The organism is Asticcacaulis sp. P4_H10 (genome assembly GCF_056400965.1).
In genome coordinates this window covers 480618-502074 of the sequence record NZ_JBFUKH010000002.1, presented here as the reverse complement: position 1 = coordinate 502074, position 21457 = coordinate 480618, and the positions used below count along the sequence as shown (strand labels likewise).

Sequence of the window (21457 nt, the reverse complement as noted above, 5' to 3'; positions counted from 1 at the left end):
TTCTCATCGCGCCCTCTTGCCAAGAGTTACGGTATAACATATTTGCAGTAGCCACAGGAAACGGCACAGATGACTCCTTCGAAAAGCAAGTGGCTGGATATTGCGTCCGTAGGGCTGTCGGCCCTTTGCGTCGCCCACTGCCTGCTGCTGCCGTTCCTGATCGCTGCCCTGCCTATGTTCGGCGCCGTCGCGCAGAATGACTGGGTACACAAGGCGTTGGTCCTGATGGCCGTCCCGATGAGCGCCCTGGCCGTGCAGCAGTCAAAAGCCTGGCTGAAGACTGATGTGACCCTGCCTATGGCCGGCGGTCTGTTCCTGCTGGCCTCTGCTGCCTTCGTGCCGGCCCTGCACGACTTTGAAACGCAGCTGAGCATCATCGGCGCCCTGCTGGTCGCGGCCGCCCATGCGATCAACTACAGCGCCCCGCGCTTCGATCACCGTCACACGGCTGATTGCGCCACCGACGCGTAAGCCTGAGGCTGCGGCAACAAGTCGCTTGACGGCATGCCCCAAGCCTTTAAGGAGAAGGCCCCGCTGCCTTTGAAATACGTCGTTTGGTCCGCATGATCCGTCACATCGTTATGTTTAGCTGTAAGGATCGCGCCGATCTCACCGCCATCCATAGCGGTCTGTCCGTCCTGACCCAGATCCCACACGCCAGGCTTCTGGAAGTGTCGCTGAACGAAAAAATCGACCAGTTGGCCAACGATATCGACGTCGTTGTCTATGGCGAGTTCGAGACGCTAGAAGATTTTCGTGCCTACAAGGCCCATCCGCTCTACGAAGAATCGATCCGTCGCGTCCGCCACCTGCGCGATGTCCGCGTCGCCGCCGACTATACGATCGGCAATGCCGCACGCGAGCCGATCGAGGCCTGATTGCATAACCGCTGACTTCCGTTAATCTCCCCCGAAAACACAATTCGGGAGGATGACATGCGTCTTGTATTCGCGCTCTGCGCACTGATGATGGCGCCACAGGCCATGGCGCAATCCGTTATTCCTTTGTGGGAAGCCGGCCAGCCCGGCTTCGAAGCCCGCCGCGATATCCCCGAACAGCATGCCCAGTGGTGGTGGCGCAGCATCAACAATCCGTCGCTGACGGTCTACGCAGCCGCCCCCGACAAGAATAGGGGCACAGCGGTTATCATCCTGCCCGGCGGTGGACACCGCGAACTGGTCTTCGGCGAGGAAGGCGTAAAGCCCGCCCAGCATCTGCAAGGCCTGGGCGTCACGGCCTTTGCGCTGAAATACGTCCTGGCGCGCGAAGAGGGTTCGCCCTACGCCATAGCCGACGCCAAGGCTGATGCCGTCCGCGCCATCCGCTATGTCCGCGCCCACGCCGCTGAATACGGCATCGACCCCAATCGTGTCGGTGTCATGGGATTTTCAGCGGGCGGTGAGTTGGTCTCCATGCTGGCCTTTGATCCTCAGGGCACCGAGGCATCGGCCACCGATCCGGTCGACCGCCAAGCTGCACGCCCCGATTTCCTGATCGAAATCTATCCCGGCCCGGCCGGCATCCCTTCACGCCTGTCGGCCGCGCCGCCGCCGGTCTTCATGCTGACGGCCTATGACGATCATATGGCGGTCGAAAGCACGGGCCGCATTCAGGCCCTCTATCAGTCATGGCCAAACGTATCCTTTGAGCGCCATATCGTTTCCGGCGACGGGCATGGTTTCAATATGGGCGACCGCTCAAAGCGTCAGGCGGTGCGCAACTGGCCGGACCGCCTGGCCGACTGGCTGCACGATCAGGGCTATCTGTCGAAGTAACGCCCCTTTTCCTCCGCGAAACGATAGGCCATAGTCCGCCCTTCCAGATTCCACCGGGGGAACGATGGCCGAACCGAAATTCTATGCCCTTGACGAGCTGCCCGTCCAGCAAAGCGGACCGCGCAAACAGCTGTTTGGCAACGACGACACCCTCCTGAATGCAGGGCTAGCCCTCGTCGTCCTGATGACCGTCTGGCGCTTCTATATCGGGCTGATCAGCCACGTCATCTGGGAAGAGAGCCATTTCGTCGTCTCGGGCGAATATTTCGACTTCGGCTATCCCGACATTCCGGCCGGTTTCCCCTGGCTGGCCAGAATCATCACATCGATCTTCGGCTGGCAGGTCTGGCCGCTGCGCATCGTCGCTTTGGCTATTGCGACTGCCATCCCGTTTGCCGTCTATTTCATGGCCCAGCCGCTGACGACGCGGCGCAACGCCATCTGGGCGGCGATCATCTCCCTGCTGCTGCCGCCGTCGGCCCTGAACGGCACGATCTTCTATCCCGAAGGCGCCTTGCAGCTTCTGCTGATCCTGATGCTTGGCTGCCTGGTGCGCGCCTTCGATGAGGACGCCACGACCGAGACTTCATTATACAAACGCCACAAGTGGTGGATCTGGGCGGGGGTATGCGCCGGACTGGGGCAACTGGTCCATTTCCGCTTCCTCATTCCCGGCCTGGCGGTGGTCACCTATATGCTGGCCGACAAGCGTGGCCGCACCTTCTGGACGCAGCCCGGCCCCTATATCACCGCGGCCCTGGCGGTCGTCGGCCTGGTGCCGGCCCTAATCTACAACGCCACACACGACTGGCCGGCCATCCAGTTCCACGTCGTCAACCGGCCGCGCTTTGATCCCGATATCGGCCGCATCATCAGCTTTCTGATGACGCAGTTCGGCATCACCACGCCGCTCTTCTTTATCGCCCTGGTCGCCGCCGGAAAGACGTCGCTGTTCCGGGATCGCGGGACGCCCGGCGCCATGCTGGGCTACCAGACGGCGATCATCTTCGTCTTCTATGTCTTTCAGACCCTGGTGAACAAGAAGGTCATGCCGCATTGGCCGTTCATGGCTTACCTGCCGCTGCTTCCTTACGTCCCTGGCGTGCTGATCGCCTTTGCCGATGCCGCCACCAGCAATATGGGCCGCAATGTCCGCGCGGTCCTGATCGCCACCGGGCCTTTGCTTGCCTTCGCCATCGGCATCGCCGCCAGCATCTATCAGTGGCAGTACCGTCATTCGGCGGAAATTCCTTACACCGAACGCCAGCACAACATCCTCAAGAACGAGAACTGGAGCCTGCTGGAGCCGGACCTGGCGGCCGCCACGGCCCGCGCCAAAGTGCGCTTCGGTCCTGATGTCGCCATCGCCACCTCGGGCCACATCAGCGCCGTCCACCTCGAATTCCCAGCCGACGGCCATAAAGGCCGCCACGTCTACGCCTTGGGCGATCCCTACGACATCGTCGCGCGCTTTGTCGTCGCCCGCCACGACTGGAAACTCGATCTGGAGTCCCTGCAACGCGACCGCGCCGGCAAGGGCGTCGTTATCGCCATGAACGAGCCTGACTACCTGCTGCATGTCCAGGAGGATATCGACGTCTATCGCCGGCTGTGTGCGACGTTCCAGGACATCGAGCCGTTCAAGCAGAGCGCCCTGCCACCCGGCCGGACATTGATCAGCCTCTATACGGCGCGCGTGCGGCCACAGCCTTTGGCGCAGGCCCCCTCTGGCCCCTGCCCGCTGATCCCCGCCCTCTACATCGCCAGTCCCGGCCGCGCCCGCTTCATAAAGGCTGGCGACGACCGTAACCACTATGGCATGGCGGCCGATCCGGCCGGACTTGCCAAGGTCGAGATACTGCTGGACGGCAAGACGGTCATTCCGGTGCGTTACGGGCTGAATACCAAGGAGTCCCCAACGCCGGACGTGCTGAACTACGATCCGAACTGGCCGAACCTGCAGTTCGACTACAAGTTCCCGCAAGGTGTGCTTGTCCCTGGGGAGCATACACTGGCCGTCCGCGGCACCCGGCCAGACGGCAGCCTGGCGAACGGCCCGGCAAGAACGATCTACGTGATTGAGAAGAAGTAAGCGGTCATAACACAGCAAAAAACGGCCTGTCCCAGTGGGGGCAGGCCGTTTTGTAAGCAGAAAGACGTGGGGCCACGGGTCGGCCCTTCGCATGGCTTCGGGCGTTCTTCGTGGAGATCGAGACATTTAGTCTCAATCTCATCCGGTTTGCTTTAAGAGCAAACCGGCACTCATCACCCCGTAAGTTAGAACTGTGTCGACAGGCTGAGCGAGACGCTTTGGCCGATCTTGTAGTTGTCGACGTACACGCGCTCCTTGCCTTCCTGATATTCCTTGTACTCCGTGCCCGTCAGGTTACGCGCTTCGAGCGAGAAGGTGACATCCTTGCCGAAGGACTTGAAGCCCTTGCGCCAGGTGAAGTCGAGCGTCGCGCCCGGATCCTGGATAAAGTCCGGTTCCGTGGTGCTGCCACGAACAGAGACGCGGTCGCTGACATATGTCAGCAGCAGCGTCGCCTGGGATTTGGCTTCGGCGTCTTCCCAGCCGAACTGCAGGTTGGCGACATGGTCCGACTGGCCCTGCAGACGCGCGCCGTCCTGAATGTAGACGGAAGCATCAACGGGCTGGAACAGAGTCAGGTTGAACGCAATGGTATCACCCGACTTCACCTTCACCTTCGATTGCGACAGAGTGTAGTTCGCCTGGAACAGCCAGCGCTTCGATTCGAAGAAGGCGCCGCTGAAAGGCGAGTCGAACAGGGTCTTGTAGTCGACTTCGACGCCATACAGTTCGGCCCGCGGTGCGTTGACGTAGGTTTGGGTCAGGAAGCTGCCGGCAAAGATGGATTCAACCGGGTTCTTCATATCCTTCGCAAATGCGCCGACCGTGATGTACTTGCCCGCGTCGAAATACCACTCGTAGCGTGCATCGAAATTGGTGATTTCAGTGTCACGCAAGGTCGGATTACCGATGAAGCTGCGGTTGCTTTCCGGATCGGTATAGGTCGGCAACGCCAATTCCCGGAACTGCGGGCGACCGATCGTCTGCGAAGCACCCAGACGCAGTTGCATGTCCTCGGCGAAGTTCCACGTTACCGTAGCGGACGGAAGGCTGTAATCCTTCTCGATTGCCGGGCTTTGCGTCAGGACGGTATTGGTGTTGTAAAGGTTACGCAGGACAACCTGCTCCTTGGCGTGTTCGAAACGCAGACCACCTGCAACACGGACCAGCGGAAGCACCGCCACGTCGGCCTTGAGGAAGGCGGCGTCAACGTCCAGTGTTGCTTCGTATGCAGGTCCTGTGTCCGGCGTCGTTTCTTGCAGGACAAGACGACCGGGCCCGATATTCACGTCGGAGAACAGGAAGTCGACGCGTTCGAACTGGGCCGGGTAGGGCAGATCACCGGTGAGGCGATAGCTGCGCTTCTGGTAGTCACGGGCGTCCTTATAGTTATACACACCACCGACAATCTTGCCGTCACGACCTTCGCCAAGGCTGAAATTGTAAGTCAGACTAGCCGTCAGGTTATCGACCTTGTCGCTGAGCGTGCTGAAGTTGGTGGTTGCAGGCGTATAACTGTTGGTCGGACCCCAATAGTAAAGGCCCTTGGTATTGCCGGTCGCCACTTCCTTGAGATAGTTGATCTCCTTCTCATAGGGCGCATCACGGCTGGTTTCCGCATGGCTGACCTGCCAGTCGAACTGGAACGCGTCCCCCATGGGATGACGACCGCTCAACTGGGTCAGAACAAGCTCACGTTCGTACCATCCAGTGGTGTCCTTGCGGACCTCATCGTTGTTTTCGTTGTTGCCTTCCAGGACGCGCGTCTGCTTGGTCGTGCGGTGGATGTAAAGGTTCGTCCACTTGACCGAATGCCCCTCACGCGTGAAGCCAAGGCCGAAGAGACCGTTGAGGGCAGCGTTGTTATTGGTCAGGTTGTAGTCGTAATGCTGATCAACCTCAAAGCCCGTGCCAGGATCCTGTCCGCGTTCGTTGATACCATTGCGCGACTGCCAGTTGTTCGAGAAGTCCACGACCCCGATAAAACCGAGACGGCCGCCCCACAGGTCATAGGCATCACCCGCGCTGGCATTGAAGCCGAAATTGGCCGGCAGGTCGTCCGTATACTGAATAAGATTGAGCGGCGCATTGGTGAAGCTTTGACCGATGGCCTGCAGTTGCTGTGGTGTGAAATTCGCCGAGTTGACCTGCTTGCCCGTGGCGTTTGCCGCCTTCAGTAGATCAGGAAGATCGCGTGTACCGTCATCGTAGCCGAGGACGTCGGTGTCGGAACCGTAGTGCGTGACACCCTTCTTGAAGGTCGTTTCGGAGTTGCCGCCCGTGCTGACGCCAACGCTGAGAAACCCTTCGCGCGGAACCGCGACGGTTTCCAGGTCAACCACGCCACCGCCAAACTCAGCAGGATAATCAGCGGAATAGGTCTTTTGAACTGCAACACGATTCAGGATCGAGGCCGGGAACAGATCGAGAGGAATAACGCGTTGCAGCGGCTCCGGAGAGGGCAGCGCGCCGCCGTTGAGCAGGGCCGACGAATAGCGCTCGCCCAGGCCGCGGACATAGACGAACTTGCCTTCAACGAGGCTCAAGCCGGTCACTCGGGTCAGAGCCAGAGCTGCGGAATCATCCCCGGTGCGAACCAGATCCTCGCGTGTGATGATTGAAGTGACTTCCGCCGTACGGCGCATCGTATTCGGGACGTGACGGCCACGAACGATGACTTCCTTTTGCTCTTCCTGAGGCACGGCTTCCGGAGCCGGCTCGGTGGCCTGAACTTCCGTTGCCTGAGCCGATGTGTCCTGCGCCATGGCAAATGACGGCGCCACCAGGGCCGTAGTCGCCATCAGCAAAACGCCGAGTGATATTTTTTGGGTCTTCATGGGTGTAACCTTTTGCTGACAGGAAATGAAGTTGGGCGGCGTATGAACGCCGCCCTATGCCTTATCAGCACTCGACGTCGAGGCCGCAGCTCCAGCCCTTCCACCAGGTGTCGGTGCTGTCCTTGACGGCGCCGATGTAGGTGGTCTTGACGAAGAAGCCCATATTGTTGTTGCCGAAGGTATTGAGCGCGGTAACGTCATAAGCGGTGACGGCCGTCTCGTTCGTCCCGTTGACGAAATCCGCCAGCGAGGTAACACCCGCCAGGGTCACGTTTGCACCCGCCTCAAAGACGCCTTTGATCTGGTCCGACGTAATCGCCGCGTCGCCCTTGTAGGACGTAGCGCAAGAGAAGAAGACCGACTTGAAGGCATTGGCGCCGCCAATCTGCGTCATGGTCGTCAGGGTGTTGGCGTTGTTGAACACCAGGCAAGCACCTGCTCCGCCGGTACGGGCGCTCGTCACGACCGAGTTGTACAGGCCGAGGCCGGTGCCGGTATCGAGCTTGATGCCGTCCTTGTTCGTGGACGAACGCATGATCAGGGTCGCGTTCGAGATTTTCGGGTAAATGTTGGCGCGGACCGTGTAGCCGGACGGCGGCGGGCACATGGAAGTAATACCGCCCGAGCCCGACTTGTTACAGGACATTTCGAACAGGAAGTCGCCGCCATTGTCGCGCTGCTTCGCGATCATGAACTGGACCGAACCGGAATAATTCAAGTCGGTGTCGAACTGTTCATCATCGTTTCCGGTCAGGACAAGGTGCTTCAGGTTGGCGGTGCCGCCAAAGGCTTCGATGCCGTCGTCCGAAGAGTTGTAGACGTTGATGTAGTCGAGGACCGTGCCGGCGCCCACGCCTGCGATGGTCAGGCCGTTGATTTCCTTATCCTGGGCAATAGCATAGCCCGAGTAACGGATCTGGACGTATTTCAGCGTGCCCGAAGAATCGTCTACCTTGTTGCCGCCGTAGTTCAGCGTCGCGACCGCTTCAAAAACACCTGTGCAGTCCTTATAAGCGTCAAGGGTCGCCGGCGGTGTATTGGTCGGGCAAAGGTTAGTCGGCGCGCGGCCGAGCAGGATGATACCGCCCCACTGGCCGATCGCGGCGCCAGCGCCTTCGACGTTCTGGCGGCTGGTGAAGACGATCGGCTGGGAAACCGTGCCGGTAGCCGAGATTTGCGATCCGCGGTTGACGGCGATGTAGTCGAGGCCCTGAGAGCCAAAAACGGTCACGCCCGGATCGACCGACAGCACGCCCTTCGTCGAAGCTTCGCCACCGGCCTGGTACAGCGGGTTAGCAGCATCCGCCCCCATGTCATAACCGACGTCGACACGACCGCTGATCGAGTAAACGACGCCCGGCAGCTTCGGCAGGTTGAGGTTGCCGACGATGCGGTTCGGCAGCTGGCAGTTACGCTTGTTGGCGATCACGCCCGCATTGGTGAAACCGGTCGGGCACGACGCGGCGGCGGTGTCGGACGACGACGAAGAGCTCGACGACGAGCTGGACGACGAAGACGAGAAACCGCCCCAGAAGGAGCCTTCGCCCGGCGAAGCGACGCCATCGGCGCCGCCGCACGACGCCAGGACGGCAGCCATGGCCGACATCGCGCCAACGCCCATCAGGGCCACGCGCAGTTTCTTCGATTTGATCATGTCCATATCTCCAACAATTACGGACAGGCGCGTCGAAGAGCGAACGGAACGCCCCCCTTCTCTCATTACGGCCTGGCACTGTTGGAGAAGCCTATTAGGCACGGCATGTGACAAAACGGCCAAATTTGTGTGACGCTTTTATGTAATTGGCCACCACATATGAGTCGTGTGGCTATTCAGTCACGCAGAAACCGCGGACAGAATAAAAATACTCGCCCCACAGGTGAGGCGAGTATAGAGTAAAGTCCCAATTGCACCTGTAAAGCGAAAGCTTAGCCGAATCGGCCGCCGATATATTCACCGGTTTTCGCCACTTTCGGCTTGACGAAGACTTCTTCGGTCGGGCCGAATTCGATCATCTTGCCCAGGAACATGAAGCCCGTGTAGTCCGACAGGCGCGCGGCCTGTTGCAGGTTGTGCGTCACGATAACGATCGTGTAGTCGCGCTTCAGCTCTTCGAGCGTGTCTTCCAGCTTGGCTGTCGAAACCGGGTCAAGCGCCGAGGCCGGCTCGTCGAGCAGCAGGACTTCGGGGTTAACGGCGATACCGCGCGCCACGCACAGGCGCTGCTGCTGGCCACCCGACAGGCCCAGGCCCGACTTGCTCAGCTTGTCCTTGACTTCGTCCCACAAGGCCGCTCGGCGCAGCGAGGTTTCGACCAGTTCGTCCATCTCGGACTTGGTCTTCGACTGATGCAGACGCACGCCATAGGCGACATTGTCGTAGATCGACATCGGGAACGGCGTCGGCTTCTGGAATACCATGCCGACGCGGGCGCGCAGGGAGGAAACATCGATCTTGGGGCCCAGGATGTTCTCGCCCTCAAGCAGGATCTCGCCTTCGGCGCGCTGGCCGGGATAGAGGTCGTAGATGCGGTTGATGGTGCGCAGCAGGGTCGACTTACCGCAGCCGGACGGACCGATCAGCGCGGTGATCGCATTGCGCTTGACCGGCAGGTCGACGCCGAACAGCGCCTGGTGCGTGCCGTAATAGAAGTCGAGCTTCTTGACCTCCATCACCAGGCTGTCGGCTGGCGGCGGCGTAATGACGCTCTTGAAGTCGGCGGAGGCGGTGTCGGTGCTCATGAAGGGCCTAGGAAACGAAAAATGGGGTCCAGATGAAAAGCTTTACTTGGTTTGTTCGCGCGCCATCCAGCGCCCGATGACATTGACGGCCAGAACGGCAGCCGCCACCAGAAGCGCGCCGGCCCAGGCCAGCTTGTTCCAGCTTTCGTAGGGGCTGAGCGCGAAGTTGTACATGACCACGGGCACGCTGCCCATGAAGTGGCCCATGTTGAAATCGAGATAGTTGTTGTTCAGCGAGGTAAACAGCAGCGGCGCCGTCTCGCCCGAGATGCGCGAGAAGCCGAGCAGGCCGCCGGTCAGAAGGCCGGCACCCGCCGCCTTCCAGATGATGCGGCGGATGGTGATGAATTGGGAGCCGCCCAGCGCCATGCCGGCCTCGCGCAGGGCATTGGGCTGAAGGTTCAGGATGTCTTCGGTCGTGCGTGTAACGATCGGCGTCGCCAGGATGGCCAGCGCTATGGCGCCCGCCCAGCCGGAATAGGTGCCGAGCGACAGTGGCCCCGGATAGACCAGGATCTGGTAGACGAACAACCCGACCAGGATAGACGGCGCCGACAGCAGAACGTCGTTCAGGAAGCGCACGGCGTGGCCATAGGGCGTATCGCCACCGATTTCGGCCAGCCAGGTGCCCGCCAGGATACCGACGCCGAGGGCGATCAGCATGCCGACGCCGCACATCATGATCGAGCCGAAAATGGCGTTACGCAAACCGCCGATCGAATCCGGCCCTGGCGTGTCCTGCGTAAAGACGGCCAGGTTCAGCCCGCCGATACCTTGTTTCAACAGCGAATAGAGGATCAGGCCGAGGGCGAACAGGGCTATCAGGGTCGCGATGCCGCAGACGACAACGAAGATCTGCGAGGCAATCTGACGGCGGGCGGCGCGTGCGGACATGTCGATCTCCTCAATAACGCTGCGACGACAGAAGCCAGCGCGCGATCGCCAGCACCGAGAAGGTGATCAGGAACAGCACGAGGCCCAGCGACATCAGCGCCGCCGTGTGCATGCCGGTGGCTTCGTTAAACTCGTTGGCGATAGTCGAGGCCAGGGTCGAGGACGAGTCGAACAAAGACTTGGGAAACAGGTGGGTGTTGCCGATGATGAAGGTCACGGCCATGGTTTCACCCAGCGCGCGGCCAAGGCCCAGCATGACGACGCCGACCATGCCCTTTTGGACATAGGGAATGATGACCGAGGTGACGACTTCGAACGGCGTGGCGCCGACACCGAAGGCCGCTTCACGGACCTGAGGCGGAATGGAGCGGAACAGTTCGCGGAAGACCGCCGCCATATAGGGGAGGATCATGATGGCAAGGATGACCGAGGCCGTAAACAGGTTGGCGCCGTTCGGGATACCGTAGAACATCGTGGCCCAGAAGCCGTCGGGATTGTCCGCAAACGCCATCATCAGCGGCGTCTGGACCGTACGCGCGAACCACGGCGCGAAGACGAACAGGCCCCACATGCCGTAGACAATCGACGGGATGCCAGCCAGCAGCTCAACCGCGATGGCGATCGGCTGGGCCAGGGCGCGTGGCGCGAACTGGGTGATGAAGACGGCGATCCCGATGGCGATGGGAAGAGCCATGGCCAGGGCCAGGAAGGCCGAAACAATGGTGCCGACGATGGGGCCGGCTGCACCATAGACATCCGTTACAGGATTCCAGTCGACCGAGGTGAAGAAACCCAGGCCGAACTTCGACAAGGCCGGCCAGCCGCCGATGACAAGCGACATGACGATACCGCCCAATGTCACCAGGAGAAGCGTTGCAGCCGAGAAGGCGACATAGCGAAAGATCGGATCGAAGGGATCAGTCTTATGAGTCGGCGCAGGCGTCATATAGATCTCGGTCGGCTCTCGGGTACAAAACGATGCCTCTACCATGAGGCAAGAATTATGACAGGCGTTTTACACGATTCGGGCGAGGCTGACCGCCCCGCCCATTCGTGGTATTCAGATCACGCTTTCAGGCCCTTACGAAGCCGGTGCGGTGTAGACCGGCTTGCCGCCTGACTTGATGGTTTCGGCCCACTGCTGGCGAACCATGGTCTTCACCGAGGCCGGCAGCGGAACGTAGTAGAGCTCCGAAGCCGTCGTGTCGCCCGATGCGAAGCCGTAGTCGAAGAACTTCAGGACGGCCGAACCCTTGGCCGCGTCCGCCTGGTCCTTGTAGATCAGGATGAAGGTGGCGCCGGTGATCGGCCAGGCATTAGCGCCCGACTGGTCAAGGATCAGCAGGTAGTTACCCGGCGCATTCTTCCAGTCGGCGCCTTCGGTGGCGGCGGCGAACGAGGCCGCGTCCGGCTTCGGCCAGCCGCCGTCCTTGGCCTGGACCAGGACCGAAGCGACATTGGCGGTCTTCATGGCGTAGGCGTACTCGACATAGCCGATCGACCCGATCGTCTGGCGGACCAGGGCGGCCACGCCGTCATTCTTGGCACCGCCGACGCCGGCCGGCCATTGCAGCGAATCGCTGGCGCCGACCTTGGACGACCACTCCGCGCTCTTGAGCGCCAGGTAGGACGAGAACAGGAAGGTGGTGCCCGAACCGTCCGAACGGTGGACGACGGTGATCGGCAGAGCAGGAAGCTTTACGCCCGGGTTCAGGGCGGCGACCGCCGGATCATTCCACTTGGTGATCTTGCCGAGATAGATGTCAGCCAGCAGGGCGCCGGACACCTTAAGCTGGCCCGAGGCAACGCCCGGCAGGTTGACGATCGGCACGACGCCGCCGATGACGGTCGGGAACTGATATAGGCCGGCTTCGTCCAGCTTGTCCTTGGTCAGCGGCTTGTCGGTCGCACCGAAATCGACGGTCTTGGCCTGGATCTGCTTGACGCCGCCGCCGGAGCCGATGGCCTGATAGTTGAGATTGTTGCCCGTGGTGGCCTTGTAGGTTTCAGACCACTTGGCATACAGCGGAGCCGGGAAGGTCGCGCCTGCACCGGAAATGCCGGCCGCATCGGCGGCAGGAGCGGCTGCCTTATCCTTGCCAGCTGGCGAACAGGCCGCGACCGCCGTCATCAGAACGGCCGCCAGGGCCATCGAAAGCAACTTCTTCATGTCCATCTCCTTAAGCCTGGGGCTGACCCGGCTACACATGAGCGAGCGTCTATCCGCTTTTTATGACACTATTGTTACAGTCGTCATGCCGGGCAGGGCTCACGGCGATATGGGACGGGCTATTTCCTCGGCGTTTGTCATGAAATTGTCAAGGACACGCGCCGCAATGCCCCTTTACAGGCGCGTGCATTTATATTGTCCTGAGGTGTAACCCGCCTGGGCGTTTGAACGTATATTATGACAGAGACCGGAGTCCTCACATGAATCGCCGCAATGTCCTGATATCCTTAAGCGCACTTGGCCTGGCCGGCACCGCCCGCGCCGAAGCCGTCAAACCCCTCGTGCTCACCGATGCTGAGTGGAAGAAGCGCCTGCCGCCAGCCGCCTACGCCGTGCTGCGCAAAGAGGCGACCGAACGTCCCTTTTCGTCGCCACTTAATGACGAAAAACGCAAGGGCACCTTTGCCTGCCTTGGCTGCGACCTGCCCCTGTTCAGCTCGGACGCCAAGTTCGACAGCGGCACCGGCTGGCCAAGCTTCTTCCGCGCCCTGCCCGGCAACGTAAAGACCAAGACGGATTACAAGCTAGTCTATCCACGCACTGAATATCACTGCGCCCGCTGCGGTGGCCACCACGGCCACCTGTTCGATGACGGGCCGAAACCGACCGGCATGCGCTACTGCAATAACGGCGTCGCCCTCAAATTCATCCCGGCATAGGACTGAGTGACATGCTGAAACGCACTTTTCTGATTGCCACCGCCGCGCTGGGCCTGGCGGCCATGGCGCCTGCCGCGCAGGCCGACACCGCCATCTTTGCCGGAGGCTGCTTCTGGAGCACGCAGAAGGCCTTCGACCACGTGCCGGGCGTGACGTCGACACGCGCGGGCTTCTATGGCGGCACGGTCAAGAACCCGGACTACATGCAGGTCGTGCGTGGCGGGACGGGCCACCTCGAATCGGTGGAGGTCAAGTACGACCCCAAGAAGGTCTCTTACGCCACCCTGCTCGACGCCTACTGGAAGCATACCGACCCGACGGACCCTAATGGCGTCATCTGCGACAAGGGCCCGGGCTATCACACAGCGATCTTCACCTTCAACGACGCGCAATACACCGAAGCGACCCAGGCCAAGGCCAATATCCAGGCAAGGCTGAAGAAGACAGTCGTGACGAAGATCGTCAAGGCATCGACCATCGCCCTGCCCTTCTACGCGGCCGAGGACTACCACCAGCATTACTGGCGTACGCACAAATCTGAATATGATCGCTATCACTTCGGCTGCGGCCGTGGTCCGGCGCTTAAGAAACTCTGGGGCGGATAAGCTGTAGCCTAGCTCCAGCTTTCAACTGTGCCTGAGCGGCGCGCGGCAACCGGATCCTTGGCCACGGCGATCTCCGCGCGCGGCTTGCCAAACAGATAGCCCTGGCCGTATTCGATGCCCAGCGCCTTGCACAGCTTGGCGGTTTCCTCGTCCTCGATCATCTCGGCGACGACGCTGCTCTTGAGCTCCTTGCACAGCACGGATACCGACCGGATCAAGGCGCGCTGACGGGGGTTTTCCTTGGCTTCGCGCAGGAAGGGGCCGTCGATCTTGACGAAGTCGACATCGAAGCGGCGCAAATAGGAATAGGCGGCGGCGCCCGCACCGAAGTCATCCAGACAGACACCAAAGCCCGACTGGCGCAGCCACTTCAGGAACTTGCCGGCAGCTTCCAGATCCTCGATAGCGCTCGACTCCGTCAGTTCGAACATCAGAAGCTTGGTTGTCATGCGGTAAGGCGCCAGCAACTGGCGAAGATCATTGCGGAACTGTTCGTCCTGGACCGACTGGCCCGACAGGTTGATGGCGATGCTGACGGTCTTGTGGATATTGATGGTCTCAATCGCCTTCTTGGCGACGGCTAGGTCGAAATCCTGCACCAGGCCCAGTTGTTCCGACATGCGGATGGTGTCGAACGGCGCACGGCCGTCCTTGAAACGCATCAGGGCTTCGTAATGGTGAACCTTGCGGGTCTCGAGATTGACCACCGGCTGGTAGAAAAGCGTAAAATTGTTGTCATCGATCAGGTTGCGGATCGAATCGAAGTGCTGGACCGTCTCGTCCATCGCATCCTTGAGGCTTGCCTCCAGCGAAGCTTTTGGCGGCTTGTTGTCCGGATGGCAGAAATTCGTCAGGGCATAGGTCAGGGCGCGGGCGATGCTGTCCTGATCGAGATTGCCGGTATTGAGCTCGAAGCTCATGACATTGGGACGAATATCTTCGTCGATACCGGCGGCGCTCATGACGCCACAGAGGTCGCGCGTCAGTGAGTCCGGCGTAGCGCTGTCACCCTTGACCGGCGCCACATAGCTGAATTCTTCGTCGGACAGGCGCGCTGCCCCATTGCCTGCCAGAGACTGGGCGCGCAGCACCGAGCCGATTTCGCCCAGCAGCAGATCCGACTTGTCCTTGGGCAGGCTGGCGACCACGCCCGACAGGCCCTTCAGACGAATCAGCTTCATTTCCTTCGGCGCGTGACCATCCGGATGATCCATGGCGCGGCTGGCCATTTGTTCGAAGTCTTCGCGGTCCAGCAGACCGGAGGCATCGCGTGGCTCATGCGTGACGACAACGGCGTCGGACAGGACGGTCAGGCTGATATAGATGGCGTTGTCGGTGTTGGGCAAATAGCAGGCGCCGAGATTGACCAGGATCGAGCGATCGTCGGGCTGGTCCAAACGGACGCTACACGGCTCGATACGGCCGACCTTGCGGGCGCGGTCAAGCAGGCGCCGGGCAAAGGACCGGTCGGACGCAGCGAAGATGTCGCAGATATTCCTGCCCTTCAGGTCACCAAGGTGGCTGAGCAGGGCCTGGGTTGCGCCAATCGTGCGGTGAATTCTGAAATCGGCGCCGGCTTCAATCAGCAGATCAGCTGCGGCAAGCGAGAATGCGATATAGCTGTCACGCTGACTTTTATAATCGTCGGCCAATATATAATCCCCCGTTCTGGGCACACCGGCCGTATTTTGACGGTCCGTGAGAACGAGGATACGCGCGAAGCCTTAAGAAATTGGTGCACCCGGATGAAATCAGACAGATGCAAAAACGCGCCCAGCCATAGCCAGACGCGCTTTCAAGCCGTTTGTAACTGCGGGATTTAACCGATATCGAGCTTCATGTCCTGCAGCAGGGCGCGCAGGTATTCGCGGTTGATGCGGTCTTCGTCGACGGTCGCCGCACGCTGGAGCGGCGCTGGGGCGCGCGGGGCATCGTGCATCGGATCGTTGCCGGGGACGCGGTTGACATTGCGGGCCATCGGGGCCGGCACGATGTCCGCGGTGCGGGCCTTGGCCGGCGCATCGACCCACTTGACCGGCAGTTCGAACCAGAAGTTCGAGCCTTCGCCGATGCGCGAGACGACGCCGATATGGCCGCCCAACAGATCGACAATGGCTTTCGCGATCGACAGACCGAGGCCGCCGCCGGAAACGCGGTTGCCGTTAATGTCTTCGACATTGCCGCCGAACAGGCTGAGCGCCTGCTCATCCGCCATGCCGATGCCGGTGTCGCGCACTGAGATGCGCAGCCACTGGGCGTTATCGACCATGACCTGCGAAGCGGTGACGTTGATCAGGCCGCCCTTGGTGAACTTGCAGGCATTCGACAGCAGGTTCTGCAGGATCTGACGCACGCGCATCGAGTCCATCTGGGCCCAGGAATTGTCGAAATCGACGAAGTGCGCATTCAGGCGGGTCTGGTTGACCTGGGCCTGAGCGCCGAACTGGTTGACCACGTCGCGGACCAGCGAGACGATGTTGGTCGCTTCTTCCGAGGTGTGGGCGTGGCTGGTTTCGCGAACCGTCGGCGTATCCAGCGTCGAGACTTCGAGCGTGTCCTTGACGACCGATTGCAGCGCCTTGGCCGACTTCATCAGGTTCTGCGTATAAGAGGCGATGTCCGGATTTTCGTGGCGCTGTTCGTTGATCAGGCGCGCATAGCCGAGGATATTGGTCAGCGGCGTCTTCAGCTCGTGGGTGATCTGCTCGAGGAAGGCGTTCTTGGCGTCGTTGATGTCTTCGGCGGCCAGGCGGGCGCGGATCAGTTCCTCGGCGTCATTGGCGCCTTCGCTGATGTCGCGGACGCAGGCGCACAGGCGCAGCGGCTTGCCGTCGTCGCCATATTCGACGCCGCCCTTCGTGCGGACGGTGCGGGTGACCTTGTCCTTGCGGCGCATGATCTCGACGGTAAAGTCGAAGTCTTCGCCATAGTTCACGGCGCGCTGGAAGCGGTCGATGATGACGGCACGGTCCTGCTCTTCATAGATGTCGAGCTGGGTGGCGACGCGCGGCTTGTAGGATTTGGGCGTCAGTCCATAGACGGCATAGAGGCCGCGCGACCAGGTGATGTCGCGCGTCTTCAGGTCGATCGACCAATAGCCGATGCCGGTCATTTCCTGGGCCAGGTCGAAGCGGCTCTGCTGCGACTTGATCTCGGTGGCCAGGGTGTTGCGCTCAAGCGTCTTTTGGGCGAGCGCGATCGTGGTGGCCGAATTGTTGGCGAACTGGCGGAACAGGTTCAGCTTGTTGCCGGTGAAGTCGTGGCGCGGCGTACGCTCGCACATCGCCAGGACACCGAGAACGACGCCGTCGGAGACCAGCGGAATGTCGGCATAGAAACGGATCTTCGGGCCGCTCAACACGGCGCTTTCCAGGAAGTAGCGCGCGTCGGCCGTGGCGTCCGAAAGGATAAGGCTTTCACCCGGGATCAGCTTGCGCTGGCAGAAGCTCAGGTCATCCAGCATGGCTTCGGAGGCGAAACCGATCGTACCCTTCACGACCAGCTGGCTGCCTTCGTAAAGCTTGATCATCGCCATCGGCGCTTCGAACAGGCCGACGGCCAGCTCGCAGATTGATTTCACGATACGGCCGAATTCGAGATCGCGGCCCGAACCTTGCGCCGGAGCAGCGTTTGCGGCGGTGTAAGACATATCTTCTGCGAGTTGCGACATGGGTAAACCTTTATGGATGATCCATAGTTAACCAAAAAGGTTTACCCATTTGTAAATGAAAACGCGCCGTTCTTAACCAATCTTACCGATATCGGATGGCTGAAACTCAAGCGTCCAGCCAGGCGGCGAGACTGTCCAGGGTCTGCAGCCCGTATTCGACCGCGCCGAAGCCGATAACCTTTTGGCGCCGTTCGCGCGTCGGGTGGAGCTGACGCATGGTCAGGACCGTCTTGCCGTCGGACTGCTCATCGAAGGTCACCGTGACTCGGAACCGTTCGGGGTCTTCGGGGTCGGGCGTGCCGTAGTCCATGACGATTCGCTCGTTCGGCACGATTTCCAAGAAGCGCATCAGGTTCGGGAAGCGCTGCGCCTTGCCTTCGAACACGCCGACCATGTCGAACCGCCACACCCCGCCCTCACGGATATCGGCCTCGTGGCTTTCGATGTTAAGGCCGGCCGGGCCGTACCATTCGACCAGGGCCTTCGGGTTCATCCAGGCGGCGAAGACCTTGCTGCGCGGGTGGTTCAGCAGCTTGACCAGTACGATTTCACGATCGAGCGACCAGTCATAGAGATTACCCCTGCCCTTCGCGTTACCCCCGTCCTTCTCGCTACCCATATCCTAGCCCTCTTCCGTTCTGTCGAGATAGTCTTCCAGCCGGTTCAGCCGGTCAGCCCAGCCCTGGCGCTCCGTCTGCATCCAGTCCGCGGCCTCATCGAAGCGCGACTTCATCAGCCGGCACCAGCGGCTGCGCCCGCGCTTTTCGCTGGCGATCAGGCCGCAATCCTCAAGCACCTTGAGATGCTGGGCGAAGGACGGCAGCGCCATGTCGAAGGGCTCGGCTAGGACGCTAACCGGCACCTCCCCCTCGGCCAGGCGCGACACTACGGCGCGGCGGGTCGGGTCACTGAGCGCGTGGAAAGCAAGATCCAGTGGGGTCGAATGATAGGGCATGCGATTTTTTAAAACGCGCCGGCACGCCGGTCAACAAAAATAAGGCACTTGCCTTAGTATTGAAGCTCAGATATGAAGGCAATCACCTTAGTATTGTCCTCAAGGAGGCCCCCATGGCAGTGCGTGTCGATCTCATGATTTCGCTGGACGGTTTTGCAACAACGACGGACCAGACGCCGGAAAAGCCGTTCGGCGAGGACTGGGGCCGCCTGACCAGCGCCTATGCCGCGACGAAGACCTTCCAGCAGCGTGTGTTCAAGGACACGAGCGGCAAGGGCACGACTGGCATGGACGACGCTTATGCCACGGCATATTTCGAAAATATCGGCGCGGAAATCATGGGTGCCGGCATGTTCGGCCTGCACAACTTCCCCAATGATCCCGACTGGAAGGGCTGGTGGGGCGATGAGCCGCCATTCGGCTGCCCGGTCTTCGTCCTGACGCACAAGGCCCGGCCATCGCTCGAAATGGCGGGCGACACCACCTTCCACTTCATCAATACGACGCCAGCAGACGCGCTTGAGCAGGCGACAAAGGCCGCCAATGGCAAGGATGTCCGTATCGGTGGCGGCCCAAGCGTCGTGCGCGAATATCTCAAGGCCGGGCTAGTCGACCAACTGCATGTCGCCATCACCCCGATCCTGCTCGGTCAGGGCATCAACCTGTGGGAAGACCTGCGCGGCCTTGAAGCCGGCTATACGGTCAGATCGGAAACGGCCGAGAGCGGCATCATCCACCTGACCTTTAAGCGTTAAGCCGCCTTATCCTTCGCGCCATAGTAGGTCATGAAGACGTCTATGGCGCGATCGATATGCTTGTTCAGATCAACGGGATCTATGCCCTGACAGATGCCCAGCAGCCGCTTGAAGTGGATATCGCCGAACAGCAGGCTCTTTAATATCTTGGTCGCCTCGGGAACATCCGGCGCGTCGATCTGGCCACGGTCGCGCGCCGTTTCCAGCAGCACCTGCAGGCTGGCACGGCCGTTCGCCTCCATGGCCTCGCTGAACAGCCTGGCCAGGCCCGGATTGCGGCGGTTTTCCTCGATCAGCAGCTGGATGGTGCGCGTGCCCCAGTCGGACATCACGACATTGATAAGCTGCAGCGACATTTCCTTCAGCGCCTTGCGCAGGTCGTCCGCGCCGATATGGGCCTGGAAAACACGGCCCATGGCTTCGCAGCGCTCAAGGATCATGGCGCCGAACAGCTCCTCCTTAGAGCTGAAATAGGCATAGAGCGTCGCCTTCGAGCCACCAAGCCGCGCCGAAATGGTTGCCATGGATGCGCCGGCGTAACCGAACTCATAAAACACATCGCGAGCCACCTGCAGGATACGCGCCCGGCGTTCATCACGAAAATTACTGGTTTGGGTGTCCATAAATAATCTGTACCATACTGTACGTTTTTTGTTGACTGTACGCATCATATAGCGCATACGGACTGAACTGTACAGTACGGTTCACTAAAGCGTGTTCCAAAATCTGACAGCCGCGAAATTCTTGTTCCCTGTAGGACGTCCCTGATGTTGCCCTCCCCCACAGCACATCGCTTTGAAAAAATAAGTGCTCTGGCGATCATAGTCGCCACCCTCGGCCTGGCCTCATGCGCTGCCGTGCCCACCGCAACCACCGAAACACCGATCGATGCCACACGCCTGGCCACCGCCGAAACCCTGAAGGGTGAGGCCGGTGCCTGGCCAGAAACGCAATGGTGGAAAGGCTTCAATGACCCGCAGCTCAACGCGCTGATTGACGAGGCCCTGGCCAATTCACCGGATATGAAAACGGCCCGCGCCCGCATCCAGAAGGCGACTGCGGTCTTCGATCAGGTCAAGGCCGTGCGTTCGCCGACGCTTACGCTCAACGGTTCAGTCGATGCCGCCAAGTCGTCCGTCAATATGGGCTTTCCGGATGAATTCAAGGCCTTCCTGCCCGACGGCTACTGGTACGCCGACCGCGTGACGCTCGACGCCAATTACGACCTCGACCTGTGGGGCAAGCATAAAGCCGCCTCGAAAGGCGCGCTCAGCCAGGCCCAGGCCGCCGGCCTCGACGCCGAAATGGCCCGCCAGAACCTGGCCGGTGCCGTCACCCGCGCCTATGTCGAACTGGATCGCCTTTATCAGGAGCGCGACGACCTGGTCGAAATCGGCCAGGGCGCCGACAAGCGCGTCGAACTGGTCCAGGCGCGCCTCGACCACAATCTCGATACGACAGACAACCTGCTCGACGCCCAGGACGACCAGGCCCAGGTCGCCCAGCGCCTGTCGGCGATCAATGGCGCCATCCGCATCCAGGGCAACCTGATCGCGGCCCTGACCGGCGCCGGTCCTGACCGCGCCCTGTCGCTGACCCGTCCCGCACTGGCGCCAGCCTCGGCCGACAGCCTGCCGTCGGACGTCCGTCTCAACCTGCTGGGCCGCCGCCCCGACATCCAGGCCGCCCGCCTGCGCGTCGAAGCCGCCGGCCAGCAGATCAAGTACTACAAGGCTGACTTCTATCCGAACGTGAAGCTGAACGCCTATTTCGGCTTGCAGGCCCTGGGCAAGGATGGTCTTGGTCTCGACGCTCTGACCGCCAAGGGTTCGGACATCGGCAGCATTGGTCCCGCCGTCAGCGTGCCGCTGTTCAAGGGCGGCCAGCTACGCGCGCAGTACCGCTCGGCCGAAGCCGACTACAACGACGCCGTCGCCACCTACGACAAGGTCCTGATCCAGGCCCTGCATGACGTCGCCGACGCCGCCGCCGGTACCCAATCGACCGCCGACCAGTTGCGCCAGGCGCACGCCCGCGTCGCTTCGGCCCAGGGCACGTACGACAACTCAAAGGCCCGACAGGCCCGCGGGCTCGACACGACTATCGATGTCCTGCGCGCCCACTCCACCTTGCTGCAGGCTGAGCTTGAGGAGAACAACCTCAAAGCCCAGGCCTATAACGACCGTATCCGCTTCATCGCCGCGCTGGGCGGCGGTTTCCAACCTTAGCGCCTGTTTCGATTTCAT

General features: G+C 60.9%; 19 protein-coding genes. 8 read left to right on the top strand and 11 right to left on the bottom strand.

The window, feature by feature from the left end:
- Positions 1–69 precede the first annotated feature (69 nt).
- From AC1DON_RS06310 to AC1DON_RS06295, 4 genes are all read left to right on the top strand, one after another.
- The gene (locus tag AC1DON_RS06310; RefSeq protein WP_476933907.1) at positions 70–471 is read left to right on the top strand and encodes a MerC domain-containing protein; all 402 of its coding nucleotides are present in this window, start codon (positions 70–72) and stop codon (positions 469–471) included.
- Positions 472–563: 92 nt separating this feature from the next.
- Complete coding sequence (locus AC1DON_RS06305; RefSeq protein ID WP_476933906.1) at positions 564–878, top strand: Dabb family protein; 315 nt, start codon at positions 564–566, stop codon at positions 876–878.
- A 57-nt stretch (positions 879–935) separates the two neighbouring features.
- The gene (locus AC1DON_RS06300) at positions 936–1775 is read left to right on the top strand and encodes an alpha/beta hydrolase (RefSeq protein WP_476933905.1); all 840 of its coding nucleotides are present in this window, start codon (positions 936–938) and stop codon (positions 1773–1775) included.
- 64 nt (positions 1776–1839) lie between these two features.
- Complete coding sequence (locus AC1DON_RS06295; RefSeq protein ID WP_476933904.1) at positions 1840–3867, top strand: ArnT family glycosyltransferase; 2028 nt, start codon at positions 1840–1842, stop codon at positions 3865–3867.
- Between the two features lie 185 nt (positions 3868–4052).
- On the opposite strand, the gene AC1DON_RS06290 is transcribed toward AC1DON_RS06295, so the two are convergent.
- The 6 genes from AC1DON_RS06290 to pstS form a co-directional block, all read right to left on the bottom strand.
- The gene (locus AC1DON_RS06290; protein ID WP_476933903.1) at positions 4053–6704 is read right to left on the bottom strand and encodes a TonB-dependent receptor domain-containing protein; all 2652 of its coding nucleotides are present in this window, start codon (positions 6702–6704) and stop codon (positions 4053–4055) included.
- Positions 6705–6768: 64 nt separating this feature from the next.
- Positions 6769–8358, bottom strand: coding sequence for a hypothetical protein (locus AC1DON_RS06285; RefSeq protein ID WP_476933902.1), 1590 nt, complete (start codon positions 8356–8358; stop codon positions 6769–6771).
- A gap of 272 nt (positions 8359–8630) precedes the next feature.
- Positions 8631–9443 (bottom strand): phosphate ABC transporter ATP-binding protein PstB, encoded by an 813-nt coding sequence (pstB, locus tag AC1DON_RS06280; protein ID WP_476933901.1) that lies wholly within the window; start codon positions 9441–9443, stop codon positions 8631–8633.
- Positions 9444–9485: 42 nt separating this feature from the next.
- Positions 9486–10337, bottom strand: coding sequence for a phosphate ABC transporter permease PstA (gene pstA, locus AC1DON_RS06275; RefSeq protein ID WP_476933900.1), 852 nt, complete (start codon positions 10335–10337; stop codon positions 9486–9488).
- 10 nt (positions 10338–10347) lie between these two features.
- Positions 10348–11283 (bottom strand): phosphate ABC transporter permease subunit PstC, encoded by a 936-nt coding sequence (gene pstC / locus AC1DON_RS06270; RefSeq protein ID WP_476933899.1) that lies wholly within the window; start codon positions 11281–11283, stop codon positions 10348–10350.
- 135 nt (positions 11284–11418) lie between these two features.
- Positions 11419–12507, bottom strand: a complete 1089-nt coding sequence (gene pstS / locus AC1DON_RS06265) for a phosphate ABC transporter substrate-binding protein PstS (RefSeq protein WP_476933898.1) — start codon at positions 12505–12507, stop codon at positions 11419–11421.
- A gap of 260 nt (positions 12508–12767) precedes the next feature.
- On the opposite strand from pstS, the gene msrB reads away from it, so the two are divergent.
- Together msrB and msrA are read left to right on the top strand one after the other, a co-directional pair.
- On the top strand, positions 12768–13226 hold the full coding sequence (msrB, locus tag AC1DON_RS06260; protein ID WP_476933897.1) for a peptide-methionine (R)-S-oxide reductase MsrB: 459 nt from the start codon (positions 12768–12770) through the stop codon (positions 13224–13226).
- 11 nt (positions 13227–13237) lie between these two features.
- Complete coding sequence (msrA, locus tag AC1DON_RS06255; RefSeq protein ID WP_476933896.1) at positions 13238–13831, top strand: peptide-methionine (S)-S-oxide reductase MsrA; 594 nt, start codon at positions 13238–13240, stop codon at positions 13829–13831.
- 8 nt (positions 13832–13839) lie between these two features.
- Here msrA and AC1DON_RS06250 read toward each other — a convergent pair whose 3' ends face one another.
- The 4 genes from AC1DON_RS06250 to AC1DON_RS06235 form a co-directional block, all read right to left on the bottom strand.
- Entirely contained in the window at positions 13840–15483 is a 1644-nt protein-coding gene (locus AC1DON_RS06250; protein WP_476933895.1) for an EAL domain-containing protein, read from the bottom strand.
- A gap of 167 nt (positions 15484–15650) precedes the next feature.
- Positions 15651–17501: a GAF domain-containing sensor histidine kinase gene (locus tag AC1DON_RS06245; RefSeq protein ID WP_476933894.1), complete on the bottom strand. Its 1851-nt coding sequence runs from the start codon at positions 17499–17501 to the stop codon at positions 15651–15653.
- Positions 17502–17607: 106 nt separating this feature from the next.
- Positions 17608–18120, bottom strand: coding sequence for an SRPBCC family protein (locus AC1DON_RS06240; protein ID WP_476933893.1), 513 nt, complete (start codon positions 18118–18120; stop codon positions 17608–17610).
- Between the two features lie 3 nt (positions 18121–18123).
- A complete protein-coding gene (locus AC1DON_RS06235; RefSeq protein WP_476933892.1) occupies positions 18124–18456 on the bottom strand; it encodes an ArsR/SmtB family transcription factor in 333 nt (110 codons plus the stop codon).
- Between the two features lie 113 nt (positions 18457–18569).
- Here AC1DON_RS06235 and AC1DON_RS06230 point away from each other — a divergent pair, with 113 nt between their 5' ends.
- The gene (locus AC1DON_RS06230) at positions 18570–19211 is read left to right on the top strand and encodes a dihydrofolate reductase family protein (RefSeq protein ID WP_476933891.1); all 642 of its coding nucleotides are present in this window, start codon (positions 18570–18572) and stop codon (positions 19209–19211) included.
- Here the strand turns inward: AC1DON_RS06230 and AC1DON_RS06225 are convergent.
- The gene (locus AC1DON_RS06225; RefSeq protein ID WP_476933890.1) at positions 19208–19834 is read right to left on the bottom strand and encodes a TetR/AcrR family transcriptional regulator; all 627 of its coding nucleotides are present in this window, start codon (positions 19832–19834) and stop codon (positions 19208–19210) included. The genes AC1DON_RS06230 and AC1DON_RS06225 overlap by 4 nt on opposite strands.
- Before the next feature lie 144 nt (positions 19835–19978).
- Here AC1DON_RS06225 and AC1DON_RS06220 point away from each other — a divergent pair, with 144 nt between their 5' ends.
- Positions 19979–21439: an efflux transporter outer membrane subunit gene (locus tag AC1DON_RS06220; RefSeq protein ID WP_476933889.1), complete on the top strand. Its 1461-nt coding sequence runs from the start codon at positions 19979–19981 to the stop codon at positions 21437–21439.
- The last annotated feature ends 18 nt before the right edge of the window (positions 21440–21457 follow it).